This is a genomic window from Sphingopyxis sp. YR583 (assembly GCF_900108295.1).
Taxonomy (GTDB): Bacteria; Pseudomonadota; Alphaproteobacteria; order Sphingomonadales; family Sphingomonadaceae; genus Sphingopyxis.
Window position 1 is genome coordinate 82757 of record NZ_FNWK01000003.1, and the last position, 15843, is coordinate 98599.

14 protein-coding genes are annotated in these 15843 nt (G+C 58.4%); 5 read left to right on the forward strand and 9 right to left on the reverse strand.

Going from position 1 to position 15843, the window contains the following annotated elements; translation table 11 throughout:
- Nucleotides 1-64: 64 nt before the first annotated feature.
- The 4 genes from BLW56_RS16035 to BLW56_RS16050 all read right to left on the reverse strand — a co-directional run bounded on the left by BLW56_RS16035 (nt 65) and on the right by BLW56_RS16050 (nt 3659).
- Nucleotides 65-1387, reverse strand: coding sequence for an NAD(P)/FAD-dependent oxidoreductase (locus BLW56_RS16035; protein ID WP_177175985.1), 1323 nt, complete (start codon nt 1385-1387; stop codon nt 65-67).
- A 435-nt stretch (nt 1388-1822) separates the two neighbouring features.
- Nucleotides 1823-2044, reverse strand: coding sequence for a zinc-binding dehydrogenase (locus tag BLW56_RS16040; RefSeq protein WP_093511720.1), 222 nt, complete (start codon nt 2042-2044; stop codon nt 1823-1825).
- A gap of 31 nt (nt 2045-2075) precedes the next feature.
- Nucleotides 2076-2471 carry a GMC oxidoreductase gene (locus tag BLW56_RS21070; protein ID WP_093511721.1) on the reverse strand — a complete coding sequence of 132 codons (396 nt, stop codon included), beginning with the start codon at nt 2469-2471 and terminating at the stop codon, nt 2076-2078.
- 477 nt (nt 2472-2948) lie between these two features.
- Nucleotides 2949-3659, reverse strand: coding sequence for a hypothetical protein (locus BLW56_RS16050; RefSeq protein ID WP_218140532.1), 711 nt, complete (start codon nt 3657-3659; stop codon nt 2949-2951).
- A 523-nt stretch (nt 3660-4182) separates the two neighbouring features.
- Between BLW56_RS16050 and BLW56_RS16055 the strand changes: the two genes are divergently transcribed.
- Both BLW56_RS16055 and BLW56_RS16060 read left to right on the forward strand, forming a co-directional pair.
- On the forward strand, nt 4183-5115 hold the full coding sequence (locus BLW56_RS16055) for a BKACE family enzyme (protein ID WP_093511722.1): 933 nt from the start codon (nt 4183-4185) through the stop codon (nt 5113-5115).
- A gap of 107 nt (nt 5116-5222) precedes the next feature.
- Nucleotides 5223-5969, forward strand: a complete 747-nt coding sequence (locus BLW56_RS16060) for a 2-oxo acid dehydrogenase subunit E2 (protein ID WP_093511723.1) — start codon at nt 5223-5225, stop codon at nt 5967-5969.
- A 329-nt stretch (nt 5970-6298) separates the two neighbouring features.
- On the opposite strand, the gene BLW56_RS16065 is transcribed toward BLW56_RS16060, so the two are convergent.
- The 3 genes from BLW56_RS16065 to BLW56_RS16075 form a co-directional block, all read right to left on the reverse strand.
- Nucleotides 6299-7063 (reverse strand): SDR family NAD(P)-dependent oxidoreductase, encoded by a 765-nt coding sequence (locus tag BLW56_RS16065; protein WP_093511724.1) that lies wholly within the window; start codon nt 7061-7063, stop codon nt 6299-6301.
- A 50-nt stretch (nt 7064-7113) separates the two neighbouring features.
- On the reverse strand, nt 7114-8349 hold the full coding sequence (locus BLW56_RS16070; RefSeq protein WP_093511725.1) for a cytochrome P450: 1236 nt from the start codon (nt 8347-8349) through the stop codon (nt 7114-7116).
- Nucleotides 8350-8419: 70 nt separating this feature from the next.
- Nucleotides 8420-10210: an FAD-binding protein gene (locus BLW56_RS16075; protein WP_218140533.1), complete on the reverse strand. Its 1791-nt coding sequence runs from the start codon at nt 10208-10210 to the stop codon at nt 8420-8422.
- 281 nt (nt 10211-10491) lie between these two features.
- On the opposite strand from BLW56_RS16075, the gene BLW56_RS16080 reads away from it, so the two are divergent.
- Complete coding sequence (locus tag BLW56_RS16080; RefSeq protein ID WP_177175986.1) at nt 10492-10818, forward strand: DUF4286 family protein; 327 nt, start codon at nt 10492-10494, stop codon at nt 10816-10818.
- A 150-nt stretch (nt 10819-10968) separates the two neighbouring features.
- Nucleotides 10969-11979: a zinc-dependent alcohol dehydrogenase family protein gene (locus BLW56_RS16085; RefSeq protein ID WP_093511727.1), complete on the forward strand. Its 1011-nt coding sequence runs from the start codon at nt 10969-10971 to the stop codon at nt 11977-11979.
- A gap of 132 nt (nt 11980-12111) precedes the next feature.
- Here the strand turns inward: BLW56_RS16085 and BLW56_RS16090 are convergent, their stop codons facing one another.
- Together BLW56_RS16090 and BLW56_RS16095 are read right to left on the reverse strand one after the other, a co-directional pair.
- Nucleotides 12112-13041 (reverse strand): DUF7064 domain-containing protein, encoded by a 930-nt coding sequence (locus BLW56_RS16090; RefSeq protein ID WP_093511728.1) that lies wholly within the window; start codon nt 13039-13041, stop codon nt 12112-12114.
- 80 nt (nt 13042-13121) lie between these two features.
- Nucleotides 13122-14645, reverse strand: coding sequence for a phosphotransferase family protein (locus tag BLW56_RS16095; protein ID WP_093511729.1), 1524 nt, complete (start codon nt 14643-14645; stop codon nt 13122-13124).
- Between the two features lie 701 nt (nt 14646-15346).
- On the opposite strand from BLW56_RS16095, the gene BLW56_RS16100 reads away from it, so the two are divergent.
- Nucleotides 15347-15775 (forward strand): nuclear transport factor 2 family protein, encoded by a 429-nt coding sequence (locus BLW56_RS16100; protein WP_218140534.1) that lies wholly within the window; start codon nt 15347-15349, stop codon nt 15773-15775.
- Nucleotides 15776-15843 lie beyond the last annotated feature (68 nt).

A 15843-nucleotide genomic window follows, 5' to 3' on the forward strand; every position in this document is an offset into this window, starting at 1 on the left:
TCTCCTGCTCGAATAGATTGACGGGTCGTTGGAACGCATTGCGAGTCCAGCATTGGCGCGCTGGTCAGCCTGACCCGTCCTTGAAATCATAATAGGCCACCGCAGGCGGCACGAACCAGTCGGATCGGCCGACATAGCCGTAGAATGTGGGCGGCGGGCCTGAAGCCGCAAACACGGTTTTGCCCTCTGCCTGCCCCATCATCCGGAGGGCCGTCTTGTGCCCAAGCCAATGCAGCTTCCCGATTCCCGATCCGTTGTCTCCGGTCAGATAGGTGACGCCTTCGTCGTCTTCGAAGATATGCTTCTGGAAATCCCAGGTCATCCCGAAGATACCCTGCCATGCGTGCGTCGCACGAATGGGACCCAGTTGTGGCAGAATTTCTTCGCCAACCCGGCACAGATCGACTGCCATGGCCTCGAGCGATGCGTATCGCACACCCGTCCTTCCGTTGATGAGAAGGCGCTTTCCGTCAGGCGTTGGAACGATGATATTGAAGTTGGTCTTGCTGTTCTTCATCGACATCGGGCGCTCCCATACCGATGCCATCTGGTCGGGCGTAAGCGGAGGGGTCGAGATGACCCATGAGCTGACCGGCAGCACGTTGCTCAGCGCGCCGAACCCGGGAGCGCCGTAGCCACCGACCGCAATCAGCACTTTCTTTGCGGTAACCTTGCCACGATTTGTCGTTACGATGTAGCGGTTGCTCGCTTCGCGCTCGATGTCCTCGACGCGCGTCTGGCCAACAACATGCGCGCCCTTGGCGACGGCGCCGAGATAATTGCCATGCGCGAGCCGGGCTGGCTGGAGATAAAGCGCGTCAGGGAGATAAATCCCGCCATGCGATGCCGTCGGCGAATTGAAGAAGCGCTTGCCTTCGCCCGGCTCGACAATTTCATAGCGGAATTTGGGATAGGCATCATGGGTCGCTTTGACCCCCGCCTTCATCTCGTCGAAATGCGAGGGATGAAAGGCCGAGTTGTACCGGCCCGAACGCACTGCCGCATCAATCGAATCCTCGGCCATGATTTGGCGAAGATAAGCGGTGCTCTCGAGATACTCATCGAAACGTGCGCGACCTTCGGGCGTGGAGAGTTGCCCGCCGCCTTCGAAGGCCTGGCCGAAAAACCCCATGTTGCGTGAGCTCGCACCGTAAAAGGGGCGCTCGGCGTCGACGATCAGAACCTTGGCACCGTTCGCAGCCAGCGTGCGGCCTGCAGAAAGACCCGAAAATCCGGCTCCGACAATCAGGAAGTCGACATCGTCAATAAGGTCGCCCTGCGACGGCGGCGTAACGCCGAGTTCATCCCACCAATAGGGAACGGCGCGAAAACCCGGCGCAAGCGCCCTCTCGATCTCCGCCTTGCTCGCCGTTTTAGGTCGTCCCATCAGGGCGACACCGATCGCAGCGGCACCCGCTGCTGCGGCTCCGCTAATGAGAAGTTTCCGCCGACTAAACCGCGTGCCCGATTCGCTTGAACTTCCCATTAATCGTCCCCTTTGCGCCGCTTTCGGACACTTTCGTTCCCCCTTCTTAGCGCCAGATATTTCGCACAGTCAAATCAATTATGCATAGCGTAATTCTCTCCCGCGATTGCTGCGGCGACTGTCGATCATTTTTGGCGCCTGGCGCGGCCGATACAGGAGCGGGGCGCTTGAGGGAGCGTCGTGGCGCCGATTACCAGCTCCGCGGTGCCTCGGAGTCCGACAGCCTCTAGCTCCTCTCAGGGGACGAACGTTCGGAGCGGTTCCCCGCGCATGCAAAGTCGCCAATCCACGAGTACCGCCTTCCGGATCCTGCCCGCCTACGTAGCGCCAGCCCCATCAGCCGACTTTATTGACGACGACGATCTTCCCGCCCGCAGCGTTTTGTTCCCTCGTCCGGTGCGTATCGACGATGCCGCCCAGCCCAAAGGCCTTGCCCAGCCTGATGGGGAGCGTCCCCGCCGCGACCTCATCGACGAGCTGCTGGAATGGCATCGCGAGGAAATCGTCAACGTCGCCCGAATAGGTGTTCAGCGACACCCCCGTCGGGATGACATTCATCGGGGCGACCTGTCGAGCGACCAGCGGTCACCTACAATACCCGACATGCAAACGATGCCCGGCTCGCGCACGGCCGCAAGAGAGTCCGATAGCGTGATTGTTCCTCCGCCGCCGAAGGATCGTCTTCGGCGCCCATCCGCAATGTTTCCACCGGCTGGTACACCGTCCCGATGTGCTTCGACATGCCCGCAAGTTCGGCGTCACTTGCCGCTGCTGGTGGAATTACAGCATCTGCCCAAGGTGCGAGGACGGGCGCGGTGGCGATGCGATGTGCCACACGGAGCCCGGTAACCGATGTCGCGACGTCGGCCCTTTCGCTCGGGTGGCGCGGGTCGATCAGCGGCTTGTGAGCTCGATCGGCCGAGGGCGAGCCGCACCGTGCCGCGGCTCGACGGCTGTAGCAGAACGCCCGATCCTCGGTCCCGATCGGCCTGCACGGTCGGAACCATCACCGAAGCTGTCGGGAGAGCTGTCGTAGGACATCGGAAGTTCGAGGTCGGGAAGCGGGCCGCCGGACAGAGTTGCCCAACCCACGCCATTTACGGGAAAATAGCTGGACGGTCCGGCGTGGTCGCGCTGCCATTGCGCGTCTCGGCTTCGCCCAATCCGAGCGGCACCGAATTGGAGACGCCATCGGCGGATTGCGTGTAGACGTGCGCATAGATGTGGTCTTGAAGATTGGCACCGACGGCGGCGCATCGACGATCACGTCGATACCCCGCGATTCGAGATCTTCGCGCGGGCCGACTCCGGACAGCATGAAGATCTGCGGCCCGTTGAACGTGCCAGCCGACACCGGACGTTAGGGAGCAGGCATAACCCGAAGATTGCGAAAGTGGGCGATTGTACCGGTTTCAAGCCATACGCCGACCCCGCCACGTTGTTCGGCTCCCAGCTTAAGATCCTACACCACGAAGGCCGGGCGTGGGCTGCCATCGAGATAGAGCGTAGCGGTCATACCCTGGATGACGATCCGCATCGTGATCCAGCGTCCAGTGCTAATCTCGGCGTAGGTCTCGTACTTCTCCGGCGCTTCCCGGCGCAGACGATCGAAGCGATAATCGGGATAGGCCGCATATTGCACGCTATGGTTCCGCCGCACCTGATCCAGTGACATGCTATTGGTTGGCCGCAGGTAGATGCTTTCGAACCGGCCAGCGCGATCAATTCGAAAAGCAAGGCCGATAAAGCCGCGTGCATAATCGGGAGCGTCCGGTGCGAGATCGCTCGCAACTTCGACTTCGACGGTGCCATTCTGAAAGTCTAACGGCAACCATGCCATGAAGTTACGGTCGCTCAGTTTCTCCCTTGAGGGATCCTGGTACGCCGACGAGGGCATCCGCATTTCTAACGATGCCACCCCGTCGTAGCTGCTGCGCCGTAGGGTCACTCCCGACAGCCGGAATTCGCTAAGTTCAGGTTCGGCTACCGGAACCTGCGCCGATGCAGTGGCAGTTCCGGATACCGTCGCGAGTAAGAAGCTTGCGACCAGACGCTTGATGATCACTCGACCAGAAGTTCCACGATATCCCGCGCGAATGCCGGACTCCTCAACACCACGACGTGATGTGGCTACTGCCTGAAATGCAGCGAGGGTGTAGAGGTATTGGTACATCAAAAACTCCTCGCTTCAAGAAGCCGACAGTTGGCTTGCGGAAGCACGCCTTGGGTCCGATAGCAACGACAGCCTACGCTACTCACGTCCGACCTCTTCGGTTTCTGATAATCGAATCTCCAGAACAGACCTGCAAAGTGAGGAGCGGGATTCAGGACCAGATCGTCCTTAGCATCGGCTTCGGCATGGCGACCCGAAGAAGCCTCAATCCACAATGTCGAAGGCTAGCGTGGTTCTCTTGATGAAAATAGTATCCTTTGAAATACGATCAGTTGAATTCACACCCACGCCGTGCCAGCCGATGCCAGCTTAGCGGACTATCTAAAGACCGATGAGCAGCGGGAGGCTAAACATCCGTTTCGCCAGATGCGCCTCCGAAGGCGGGTGCACTAACGGATTTCCCCTTGCGCTAAGCCATCTGCTATATAATATGCTAGCGTACCAACGAAGGACAATCGTTCAGCGGCAATCGAACGATGCGCGACCCGCGCCTGCTGGCATGTAGAGAAAGTGAGAGCAGATCATGAAAAAGGCAGACCGGGTTATCATCACTTGCGCTATAACCGGATCAATTCACACGCCAACGATGACACCGTTTTTGCCTGTTACCCCTGATGAAATCGCCGCCGAAGCGATCGCAGCGGCAGAGGCGGGGGCCGCGATGATCCATCTGCACGCGCGTGACCCCGAAACCGGGCGGCCCAATCAAGATCCAGCGCTTTTTCGTCAGTTTATGCCGCGAATTAAACAATCAACTGACGCCATTCTCAACATCACTACCGGAGGTGGCCTCGGCATGAGTCTGGAAGACCGCCTCGCACCGACCAAGGCGCTCCAGCCCGAGGTCTGCTCGATGAACATGGGATCGATCAATTTTAACATATCGGGCGCAGGCGCGCGGATAAGCGAATGGAAATTTGACTGGGAAAAGCCATACCTCGATATGACCAAGGATTTCATCCTCTCGAACACCTTCGCACAAATCGAAAGCGCAATGACCCAATGCTCTGCGCAGGGCACGCGTTTTGAGTTCGAATGCTATGATATCGCTCATCTCTACAACCTCGCTCACTTCGTCGATCGCAAGATCGTTGAGCCACCGTTCTTCGTCCAGGGGGTATTCGGTATTCTTGGCGGCATCGGCGCCGATCCCGAAAATGTCATGCACATGAAAAGCACTGCAGACCGGCTTTTCGGTGAGGATTATCTTTTTTCACTTCTAGCAGCGGGACGGCACCAAATGCGTCTTACCACGCTTTCCGCATTGTTAGGTGGCTCGGTAAGGGTCGGGCTCGAAGACAGCATTTATCTCGGCAAGGGGGAGCTGGCGGTATCGAATGCCGATCAGGTTTCCAAGATACGGCGCATTCTCGAAGAGCTCGGATTGACGGTTGCGACGCCTTCGGAGGCGCGGTTTCTAATGAGCACCAAAGGCGGCGATAATGTAGCCTTCTGATGAGAGCTGCGCTGGTAATCAGCGTCCGCGCTTTCGTTGATACTTGTCCGGCAGTCCTCAACTTTCTCAGCTGGAAAATGCGGCACTTCTAACGAAGGGACCTTCAAATGACAGATTTCATCGCCTCGCTTCCTCCTTGGCCCGAAGCAGATTTTGCTGCGTTTGGAAATGTCGAGGTCAAACCGCGGACGAAAATGCAACAGTTGGTTGGTCGCTTCCTCGGCCGCAACTGGATACGCGTTCCGCACGTCACCCATCATGATGAGATCGACGTCACTGACCTCGAACTGCGACGTGGGGCGTGGAACCAGGATAACCCCGGTGCCAAGATGAGTCCGGTCATTCCGTTGGTCAAAGCGCTTGCCCTGACCCTGACAAAATTCCCACATTTTGCAGCATCCCTTGATGCGAGCGGGGAAAAATTGATAGAGAAGCGCTACGCGCATATCGGGGTCGCGGTGGATGTTCCAGGTGGGCTACTCGTGCCTGTGTTGCGCGACTGCGACAAAAAGAGCCTGTCTCAAATTAGCACCGAGCTTGCGGCCATCGCCGAAAAAGCACGGACGAAGGGCCTTACCATGCAGGAGATGGCCGGCGGTTGTATTTCACTCTCGTCGCTCGGCCATATCGGGGGAACGGCCTTCACTCCCATCATAAACGCCCCCGAGGTTGCAATTTTGGGGCTGACGAAGTTGCAGCTGCGAGCGTGTCCCGCCAAAAATGACGGCGCGATCGAATGGCGGCCGCACCTCCCCGTTTCGCTAAGCTACGACCACCGCGTCATCAATGGCGCCGACGCAGCTCGTTTCGTTGTGGCTCTAGGCCATCAACTGTCCGAAGTTCAGTTCGCGTAGCACAAACGGCCTGCCGCCCGATCGACAAAAAGAGAGACGTTGAGGCAATCAACCTCCAATCCGTACCTATTGCCGCTCGAAGAAAATTATCGAATGTTTCCCGGTACACTCGATAAAAAGGAATATCACTGTCAGGCGGCAGGCTTGTCGCATCACGCCGGATGAAATGGCTGGCTGAGCCGTGCTTGGTAGGGCTGCCGGTTTATGCAACTCCGCATCATGCTATCAAATTCTCGGGGCGGCCCCACGCCATTGCAACCAATGACCGGCTAGCATTCACTGTCTGGCTCCCGTGGCAGCGGTCACGCGGCTTCAAGGATCGCATACACTCACTGGAGGAGCACGCCTCCGTCGACCACAATAGATGTGCCTGCGCAGTAGCTGGCGTCACTGGATGCCAGAAACGCGACTGCTGCAGCGATCTCGCTGGCGGCAGCAAACTTCCCGATCGGAATTCCGGCCAGAATGGCCGCTGTCGATTCGGGATTAACTTCGATAGCTTTTGCGATCATTTCCGTGTCGGTAACTCCCGGGTGCACAGAATTGACCCGTACGCCATCGGCTGCCCCCTCAAGGGCGAAAGTTTTCGTCATCATATGTACCGCGGCCTTGCTTGCAGCGTAGGCGTTGGATCCAGGACCTGTGATGAAAGCGGCAACCGATGAAATATTCACGATCGCCCCTCCTGCATTCTGCCGCTGCATTTGCCGCATCGCGGCACGGCATCCCAGAAATGTTCCGGTCACATTGACTTCGAGCTGACTCCTGAACGCATCCGCGCTCATGTCTGTAGCGCGACACAGGATCGCGACGCCTGCGTTGTTCACGAGAATGTTGAGTTCACCCCAACGGGTCAGCACTTCCTGGATCACCGCGTCCCAGCCGGCTTCGTCGGTAATGTCTTGGTCCACGCCCACTGCAGCGTAGCCCTCCGCCTCGAGTTCCCGCGCGAGCTCAGCCGCGCGTCCGGGTGTAATGTCCGTCAGCAAAACTCTGACACCCTCTTCGGCAAGGCGCCGGGCTGAGGCGAACCCGATCCCCCTCGCCGATCCCGCGCCCGTTACGATCGCCGCCCTTCCTTTCAAGCCGCGCATCAAATCTTCTCCCGGCCAATTTCGCAGCACGATTTTCGTCGCGGTTGCATTCAGTTCGTCCTCTCAAAGGTGATCGGTAGCTCGTGCAACGAGCGCACAACCACTTTGTGCTGGTGCTTGAGCGGATCCGCACTGTCGATGCGAATGTTGTGCATCCTCGACAAAACCCGGTTCAGCGAAATTTCCATCTCGGTGCGTGCCAGAGTGGATCCCAAGCAATAATGGACGCCAGCGCCAAAGGCGAGGTGACTGCGAGCCCCTTTGCGCTCAAGATCCAATTTTTCGGGGCAGGCAAATTTGCGCTCGTCGCGATTGGCCGCCGCATAATGAACCATGATGATCGAGCCCTTCGGCAGCTTTACTCCATCGAGTTCGGTGTCCTCGATAGGAGTGCGAAGCATCATGATGACCGGGCTTTCCATCCGCAGCGCTTCTTCGACAAATTTGGGTATCAGCTGAGGCTCAGCTCGAAGCTTCTCCTGGAAACCGGGCTGACTGAAGCACAAATGAAACATGTTTCCGAGCCCGCCAGTCGTGGTCTCATTGCCTCCGATATTCATGAGAGATATGAGTGAACAAAGCTCTCCGTCATCGAGGGGGTCACCTTCGGCGGGGGGATCATTAAGCAGAGTGCTCAGGATTGAACCGTCTGGTTCCCGGCGCCGTTCGTCGAACAAGTCGAGGAGGAAGCGGTGGAACCGCGCCTGGTCACGGTGGAGCGCAAGCCGCGCCTCTGGCGTTTCCACGGTTCCATTGGCAAGCCGGGTTTGGGCTTCTGCGGACGCCGCCAGTCGATCCGCCTCGGATGGCGGCAAGCCCAGCAATTCGCACATCGTCTCGAGCGGAAGCTTCATGCAAAAGTCGCGTTGAAGATCCACTTTTTCAGCGTCCACAAAAGAGTCGATCAGTCGATCGACGATTTCGGTCAGCCGCGGGCGAAGACGATTTACCGCTTGCGCGCCGAAATAACGGTCGACCATGCTTCGATACCGACGATGCTCCAGCCCACCGGTGCGAACCAGGGTCGGGACCTGTGGGGGAACGCCGAGCTCGTCATAGACTTCCGCAAACATCGGCGCATAATTCAAGTCTCCAAGGTCGTTCGAAACGGGCGTCATGCTCGAAAATGTCTTCTGGTCGAGAGCTACCTTTTGGACGTCGTCATAGCGTGTCACCACAAAGGCGCCGAGGCGGTCCGAATAGAAAACCGGCTTCTCGTCTCTGAGCGCCTGATAATAAGGAAACGGGCATTCCGTCGTTTCGGGTTCAAAGAATCTGTCTTGCATGAGCCATGTATTTCCTGAGGGGCGGCCGTCTTGGAAAATCGGGTATCCCGTAGCCGAAGGGGCGAGCTGCTCAGCTGTGCTGCCGGGTAAGCGCCGCCGGTCGATCAGGGGCCGCGTGCTCTGCACTCTTTTCCCTGTCCCGAGCCATCGCGATGACGGCCCGATAGGCAAAAATCATCGTGCCGGCGATGCTCGTACCTGCGCCGATGTAGCTCTTGCCAAACGGCGGAGCAGCGCAGTTGCCCGAAACGAACAAGCCATCGATCACCGAGCCGTCGGGCCGCATTGCACGGCCATCGACATCCGCGACCACGCCGCCGACGGTCCCGACGTCGCCGGAATAGAGACGGACCGCGTAGAAGGGAGGCTTTTCGATCGCGCCGAGATTCGGATTGGGCTTGTTTGTCGGATCCCCGTGGAAGCGATCGAACCCAGCTTCGCCGCGCTGGAAATCTTCATCGATGCCACTCGCTGCGAAGCCGTTGAAGCGTTTGATCGTGCTCGCCAGGTTTCCAGCCGCAATGCCTGTCTTCTGCGCGAGGTCGGCAATGGAATGCGCCTCGATCATGTAGCCGGTCTCAAGCCACTCCTTGGGCGTCTGGCCCATATGGCGCGCCCAGAGGTAGCGCTTGCGGTGGCGGCTTTCGATGATTGCCCATGCGGGCACCGCCCCGCCAGTTTCGCGATGCCGGTCGTGCAGTCGCTGCCCGAATTCCATATAAGAGCCTGATTCATTTCCGATTCGCATGCCGTTGGAATCGACGATCATGCAGTGCGGAAACGCGATATCCCAGTGGTGCGAGAAGTGAGCGACCGTACCATTTTCAAGTACCGCTCCTGGGGGAAGTGCTTCGTCGGGGCCCAGCGAGACGAGTGTCCAGATTGCTTCATCCATACAGTCCACCGCGGCGCCTAGTTCGATGGCGGCGGAGATGACCTCCCCCGTTTCACCGGGGTTCGCCATGGTTCGCTTCGCCGCGCCGCGCGGGACGGGTGCAGAACGCATATCAGCATTGTGGGCGAAGCCGCCCGAATTCGCGATGACACCAAGACGAGCCTTGATGCGATAAGGCCTTCCCATATGCCGTGCGACAACGCCAGTGACACGCCCACCTTCCACGGTGAACGATTCGAAGGGCGTTTCCGTCAAAAATTCAACACCATTTTCGATGCTGAGCTTCAGCATGCGGCCCTGCAGCGCCGCGCCTGAACCCCGATAATCTGTGCCGGTGAGTTTCTGCTTCAGAACCCGCAGCCCGACGCGTAACGCCAGCATCTTCGCGCTCCACGTGCGCTTCGCGAGCAGGAGCGGCGACATTTCGCCGATCGAGATCGGTAGCGTGATCATCGGATAGGTCGACAATCGGTCCTTCCACGATCCCAGTTCGTTTACGTCGAACAGTTTCGCCGAAATGCACCGCGTTTCCTCCGATGCACCGGGCTTGGTCGTGTAGTAGTCGGGGTAACGCGACGGCCGCTCGAGTGCGAGCCCCTCCGCCTCGAGAAAGGACAGCATTTCCGGACCCGTTTCGAGATAGGCATTCCGTCTTTCGGGCGTACCGCCAGGTCCGAAATAGGGAGCAGCAGCGTCGACATAGCGCCGGGCGGCCTCCACACTGTCGGTCACACCCTCGCGCTTCATGATGGGGTTGGCGGGCACCCAAAGGACTCCGCCCGAGAACCCGGTAGAGCCGCCTATGAGCGCCTGTTTCTCAATGATCAGCGTCTCAAGTCCAAGACGCTTCGCCTTAAGGGCGGCGACCATGGAACCTCCGCCACTTCCGACGATGACAACATCGACGATGCGGTCCCAACTGTCATTGCCGGGAACGCTGTCGACTGATTTGCTGGTTTTGGCCACGGCTGTTCATCTCTCCAAATGCATCGAGCCGCGCTTGAGCGCGCGCCCTGGCGGTCTTGGGGAAACGCTCCTGCGCAATCCGACCATCGCCACCTTCGAACATTTGAGAGCTTGCATCGGATGAGGTAGTCATGTCAATATCGTTCGCATGCATACCGATGCCCAGATTACGATATGCCGCTTTGTCGTTGCGGACAGTGGTGACACCACAGCGTTGCGCTTGGCACCTCAAACATATCCATCGGACGAATCGCGAAGAATAAGAGCTAAGGGAGTTTATGATGCCAACCTACACAATGATCATATTGACGCGCCCGACTGAAGGTCGGGAGGATGAATATAATCAATGGTATAACGATGTTCATGTGCCCGAAGTGTTGGCGACGGAAGGCTTCATGGCAGCTCAGCGGTTCAAGCTTGCCGGCGGACCGGATTCACCGGCGCCCTACCTCGCAATCTATGAAGTTCAAACGGAGGATTTCGCGGCAACCTTGGCGAAGCTTGAGGAACGAGTCGCAAACGGTAAAATTGGTATTTCGTCTGCTCTCGACGTGCCATCCGCAATCGGCGCAGCCTATGAACCCATTACGGAACGGGTGACGGCCTGAACGAGGTTTTGCGACGATCCGCAGTCATCTTCGGCAAAACGCCGCCCGGCAGGTCGTAAGCGGCCGCCAACCGATACGCTCTTCTTGGTCCGAAAGCCGTCAATTAAAGGGCCGAGAAGCGCGGCTTTTATCCAATCAAAGGAGTAGGACATGAGAGGAATTAGACTTGCGCCGGGCGAAGCGTCGAGAATGGCGTTATGCGACATTCCTGAACCCGTCCCGGACCGGCGCGGCGTGTTGGTAAGGGTGCGCGCGGCCTCGCTCAATTACCGCGATGGCCTGATCGCCGCCGGCCAATACCCCGCGATATCGCGTGCCGACGTCGTTCCCCTCTCTGACGGCGCAGGAGAAGTCATAGCAGTGGGCGACGAGGTCACGCGTTTCAAGGCGGGCGATCGGGTCGTAATTTCATGCATGCCACGGTGGGTCGCCGGACCGTTCGAACCCCGTTATGCGATTGAGCAGTTCGGCGTGACACATGATGGTATGCTGGCGGATTATGTCGCAGTCGACGAGGAGGGACTTGTGGCGTTGCCCGATACGCTCAGCTTCGAAGATGGTGCGAGTCTTCCCTGTGCAGCGGTGACCGCGTGGAACTCTTTGTGCGGATTGCGCGCACCTTTACCGGGTCAAAGCGTTCTAACTATAGGCACGGGAAGCGTGTCCCTGTTCGCACTGCAGTTTGCCAAACTGTTCGGTGCACAGGTTATTGCTACAACGTCGACAGACGCCAAAGCCGAAAGCCTCAAGGCTTTGGGCGCAGATCATGTCATAAATTATCGCGACACTCCCGACTGGGATAAGGCTGTCCTCGATCGGACGAACGGCCGAGGGGTCGATTTCGTAGTCGAAGTCGGCGGCGGCAATACGCTCGTAAACTCGCTTGGCGCAACCCGGCCTGGTGGCCAGATCGGGCTGATCGGTTTCGTTGCAGGCTTTGGCGGGACCATTGACCCCCTCGCCCTCATCGGAAAGGCCGTCACGCTCCGCGGCATTGGTATGGGTAATCGACTGGACCTGGAAGCGCTGGTCAATGCCATGGCCTGCCATGAGATCCATGCGGTGGTCGACAGGATCTACGACTTTTTGGATTACCGCGCGGCCTTCGACAGCCTCGGCAACGCCGGGCGCTTCGGAAAGGCGGTCATCAGCTTGGAATGAGATGATTGATTATGTGCTGGTGATTATCTGCTCGACGACCTGCCGCGCCTCGCGAAAGGCGCCCCTGCAAGCCGAGAACCGCTCCGGGAGCAATCGGAGCGGTTCTGTTGCAGGCCGGGCGTGTTATTCGGCCTATACTTCTTTTGCGCCCGCGCCGGTCAGCCAGCCAATTTCGACATTCGCCTGGCCCTCATCCCCTGTTTCCTGAAGGATGCACGGACACATATTCTCCGAATTGACATAAGTCAGATCGCCTGGCTTTTGAGAATGCAGAATGATCCGGGCGTACCGCGCCGCCAGATCACAGACGATCGTGTAGGACTGGTTGTCGTAATCGACCGCGCGGAATGTCACCTTTTCCGGCAAATCCTCGTCGTCGCGCCCGAGGTATTCAATGTCGATCGTTTTCAGTACCCGATTTCCTTCCCGCGTCGCGACATAGCCTTCCATCAAGGTCACATTCGGCCGTAACGCGCCGTGAAGACGGAAAATGTGAAAGGCGTGGTCAGGAAAATTGATAACCGACCAATTGTGATCATGGGCGGTTTCATCGTTTCGCATCCCCCAGCTATGGTCGCGATAGGCCGAGCCAGCCACCTCGATTACCCTGCCGTCCTCTTTGAGCCTGACCGTTCCTCTTCCCTCAAGCGCCTGGCTCTGATGGCGGAACTGACCGAGACCAAATCCCGTGCATTCCGAAATCGAGAGTTGATCGGGATTCACGTCGCTGCATGCGAGAAAGTCGAACAATGCCATCCGCGCCGTGAAATCGAGCGTCACGGCCATCTCGTCATTCTCGAACTCGACCTGAAACTCGGCTTGCGGCTTGACGAAACGGTATGTGAGGTCGCCGAGCTTGACCTCGCGGCTATGCTCGAAGGGAACCGGCATCGGTACCTCTTTTGCGCTCGAATAGGTGCGACCGCCGTGCAGTAGTGTAAAGGAGGCAAAGGCGCGGTCCATTGTGGGTTCCACGGTCGCATGCGCGAGGCAGCAGATGTCACGGTCGGGATCCATGAAAATCCAGAACCAATTTTCCTTCCAGCGCAGCTTTGCGCGCATCGGGACAGTGTGTGGATAGTCTTCGTGTAAGAGCATATATTCAACTCCGCGAATGATCGTCTTGAGGTGTTGCCCGTGTATTAGCTGTCGATCCCCGGCAATTTTGCCGCGGCCTGACGCTCGAGCATGTGGAGACAGGTGGTTACCGCGTGAGCCGTGCGCACATCGGCAACGTTACTAACCGCACGATGGTGCATAATCTCCGTGAACATGACATTCCTGACATCGCTGAGGATGCCAAAGAACTCGATCGCTGCAGGACGATAATCCTGACCGCCCGCCGCTAAATATGCTTCGACAAACTCGTCCCAGGTCATCCGATCGCCTAGCAATGGGCGAATATAGGCGAGGTCCTGCATAGGATCGCCAATCTGGGCCAGTTCCCAGTCCAGCACCGCGCTCAACCTTGGACCTTCCACCAGAAGGTTCCACAGGCCGAGGTCTGAATGAACGATGATGGGGCGCTCTGGCGCGGGGGGCGCATTATGTTCGAGCCATAGGAGCGTGCCGCTTGCAACAGGCAGAGGCGCAACCTGATTGTCGCGAAGTTGCTGCCGCACCTTGACGACGGCGCGCTTGTTCGCATCCTCGTCCGGCGCAGTCTTCCAAGACTGTGGCAAGTCCGATTCAGATGGGTCAAGCGCATGAAGCCGCGCGGCGAAGCGAGCAAGTCCGAAAAGCGCCTCGCGGGTGCACTCGGGCGCTGGCCCACCGAATCCTCCCGCGGTGGCCCCGGACAACTTGGTCATGATGATGAAGGGCCGCCCGAAGCGGTCGTCGCCCGGATGAAAGAAAATGGGCTCAGGCACCTCGAGTCCGTGCTGATGCACAAATTTAATGATCCCATATTCGTCAGCGACGTGTGTTCCTGTGCCGCTGAGCAGGGCATCCTGCCGAACAACGAGCGAGCGAAACGGCAAATTGGATCCTTCAAGCTCCGCAATGAGCGTGACCTTTCCCCACCCCATTGGAGGCCGGCTGACGCGCGATACCGCGAGATCAGGATGTTCAGGCATCGCTTCTCGCAGGAAGAGCTCGAGCCGATCTTTGGTTATGATGCCGCTATCGCATGTCTCGGGCGAAACCTGCGCCTCTACCTGGTCCGCCCAATCGCGGCGGGTTTTTTCCGCGAGGCTATCGGCCTTAAGCAGGCCGGCAAGGATCTTGATGAGCGCTTCAGAAAAATTGGCCCCAGGGTCGTGCAGAGCTGCCAGATCATCGAAGGCCTCGCTCAGAAGCCGCGAGAGGTCCTCGCTCGCTGCCACGTCGGTCGGCGCATCGCCTAACCGAGTTGCAATATCCTGGCCCTCGCCGCCCATCGTCGAGGCCAGAGCGATGAGCTCGTCCACCGCCGCCAGATGTGCGCCACGCAGCATCGGCGCCAATTCTCTCGCCGTCGCGTGCCGAGCCGCCATGTCTAGGACGAGACGCCTCATCATGCTGGCGGTGTGCTTTGGCTCGCCGCTGAGCGCGGGCTCGATCATATCACGCAGACTTTGTTCGATGCCGCTCAGGAGCGAGATGTCCCCCGCCGGATCGAATAGCGAGGCTGGACCAATCCGCGGCGTTTCAGCCGCATTCTGCGCCTTTCGTGAGCTCAACATGCAATACTCCTCGTCGCAAGGACAGCCTTACCGTCAAGACGCACGGTCGCCAGTGGCGGGCGGATGACACCTTCGGCACCGACAGCTGTAGGCGCCGTCTCGCTGCCACACCTGCGATCTTGCTTCCTGCTCCCAAATACAGCCGGCTGTGTGCCAGCGCGCGTTGCACACCCATTCCACCCACAAACGCCAAATACAAGAATATTCGTACGCTATCGTACCATATGGCCCTGTAATTTGTCCGGTGCGGCTTCTCAGCGAGATATTCCCCGACAGCGACGGGTCTGACCTCGATCCAATGGGCCCCTTCGGCCATGCGTAAAACGCGGGAGTGACAGCTTACGCTGGCATAAAGCGCACGACACGCCGTGATCCACCAATTCTTATCATCCGGATGGGCACGATCACGATCACCTCTGGCCCCTGCACAGCTCCCGGGCCGAGCTCGCTACAATGCAATTCCCAATGACATATTTAGTACGCTTGACATCGATACGCTATTTTACGATATTTGAGAGATCAGGGTCCAGCTTATGGGCATTCGAGAATATGCGCGGCGCGAATGTTTAGGAATTTGCGGCGGAAGGCGATCGCCGGGTCCATCGGGTGCCGTATCAATACGTTGGTTCGGCCCCGGATATGAGCCGTGGTGAAACACTGCTCCAGCGCAAATAGAGACGATCAACCTTGGAGTGATGAGCATGGGCAAGACCGCTGACCGCGTTGGGGGCGCGACGATCGATACCCCTGGCTGGGCGGATCTGGAGGAAGTTAACGCGAGGCAGAAGCAAGCATTGCGAAACTATATCGACGCCGTGAACCGGAAGGACGTCGAAGCCATCGTTTCCTTATTCGCCGAGAATGGTGTCGTAGAGGACCCGTATGGCAACAGGCGCCACAATATTTGTGGGTCCGATGAAATCCGGCAGTTCTATGAATTCGTCGTTGCCAAAGCGCGGATGGAGTTACTGCTGGTAACGGGCAGCGGCGGCAATGCAGCCGCCATGGCGATCCGCGGATATATAGGCGCGGACATCGTAAACAATATCAGCATCGCACATTTCGACGAAGCGGGGAAGATCGCCAAATATACGACCTACTGGGGTCCAGGCGATCGATCCACCGGGTGACGACATGTCCGGCGACGCGGCCGATAATTTACTCTCCTTAGCGACGTGAACGCCGTGAACTATTGGCT

Bases quoted from the DNA above. Each gene is read 5' to 3' on its own strand.
- BLW56_RS16085 (WP_093511727.1), top strand. From the start codon at position 10,969: ATGAGAGGAATTAGACTTGCGCCGGGCGAAGCGTCGAGAATGGCGTTA.
- BLW56_RS16035 (WP_177175985.1), bottom strand. From the start codon at position 1,387: ATGGGACGACCTAAAACGGCGAGCAAGGCGGAGATCGAGAGGGCGCTT.
- BLW56_RS16065 (WP_093511724.1), bottom strand. From the start codon at position 7,063: ATGCGCGGCTTGAAAGGAAGGGCGGCGATCGTAACGGGCGCGGGATCG.
- BLW56_RS16040 (WP_093511720.1), bottom strand. From the start codon at position 2,044: ATGAATGTCATCCCGACGGGGGTGTCGCTGAACACCTATTCGGGCGAC.
- BLW56_RS16095 (WP_093511729.1), bottom strand. From the start codon at position 14,645: ATGTTGAGCTCACGAAAGGCGCAGAATGCGGCTGAAACGCCGCGGATT.
- BLW56_RS16100 (WP_218140534.1), top strand. From the start codon at position 15,347: ATGGGCAAGACCGCTGACCGCGTTGGGGGCGCGACGATCGATACCCCT.
- BLW56_RS16090 (WP_093511728.1), bottom strand. From the start codon at position 13,041: ATGCGCGCAAAGCTGCGCTGGAAGGAAAATTGGTTCTGGATTTTCATG.
- BLW56_RS16055 (WP_093511722.1), top strand. From the start codon at position 4,183: ATGAAAAAGGCAGACCGGGTTATCATCACTTGCGCTATAACCGGATCA.
- BLW56_RS16050 (WP_218140532.1), bottom strand. From the start codon at position 3,659: ATGTACCAATACCTCTACACCCTCGCTGCATTTCAGGCAGTAGCCACA.
- BLW56_RS16080 (WP_177175986.1), top strand. From the start codon at position 10,492: ATGCCAACCTACACAATGATCATATTGACGCGCCCGACTGAAGGTCGG.
- BLW56_RS16070 (WP_093511725.1), bottom strand. From the start codon at position 8,349: ATGCAAGACAGATTCTTTGAACCCGAAACGACGGAATGCCCGTTTCCT.
- BLW56_RS16060 (WP_093511723.1), top strand. From the start codon at position 5,223: ATGACAGATTTCATCGCCTCGCTTCCTCCTTGGCCCGAAGCAGATTTT.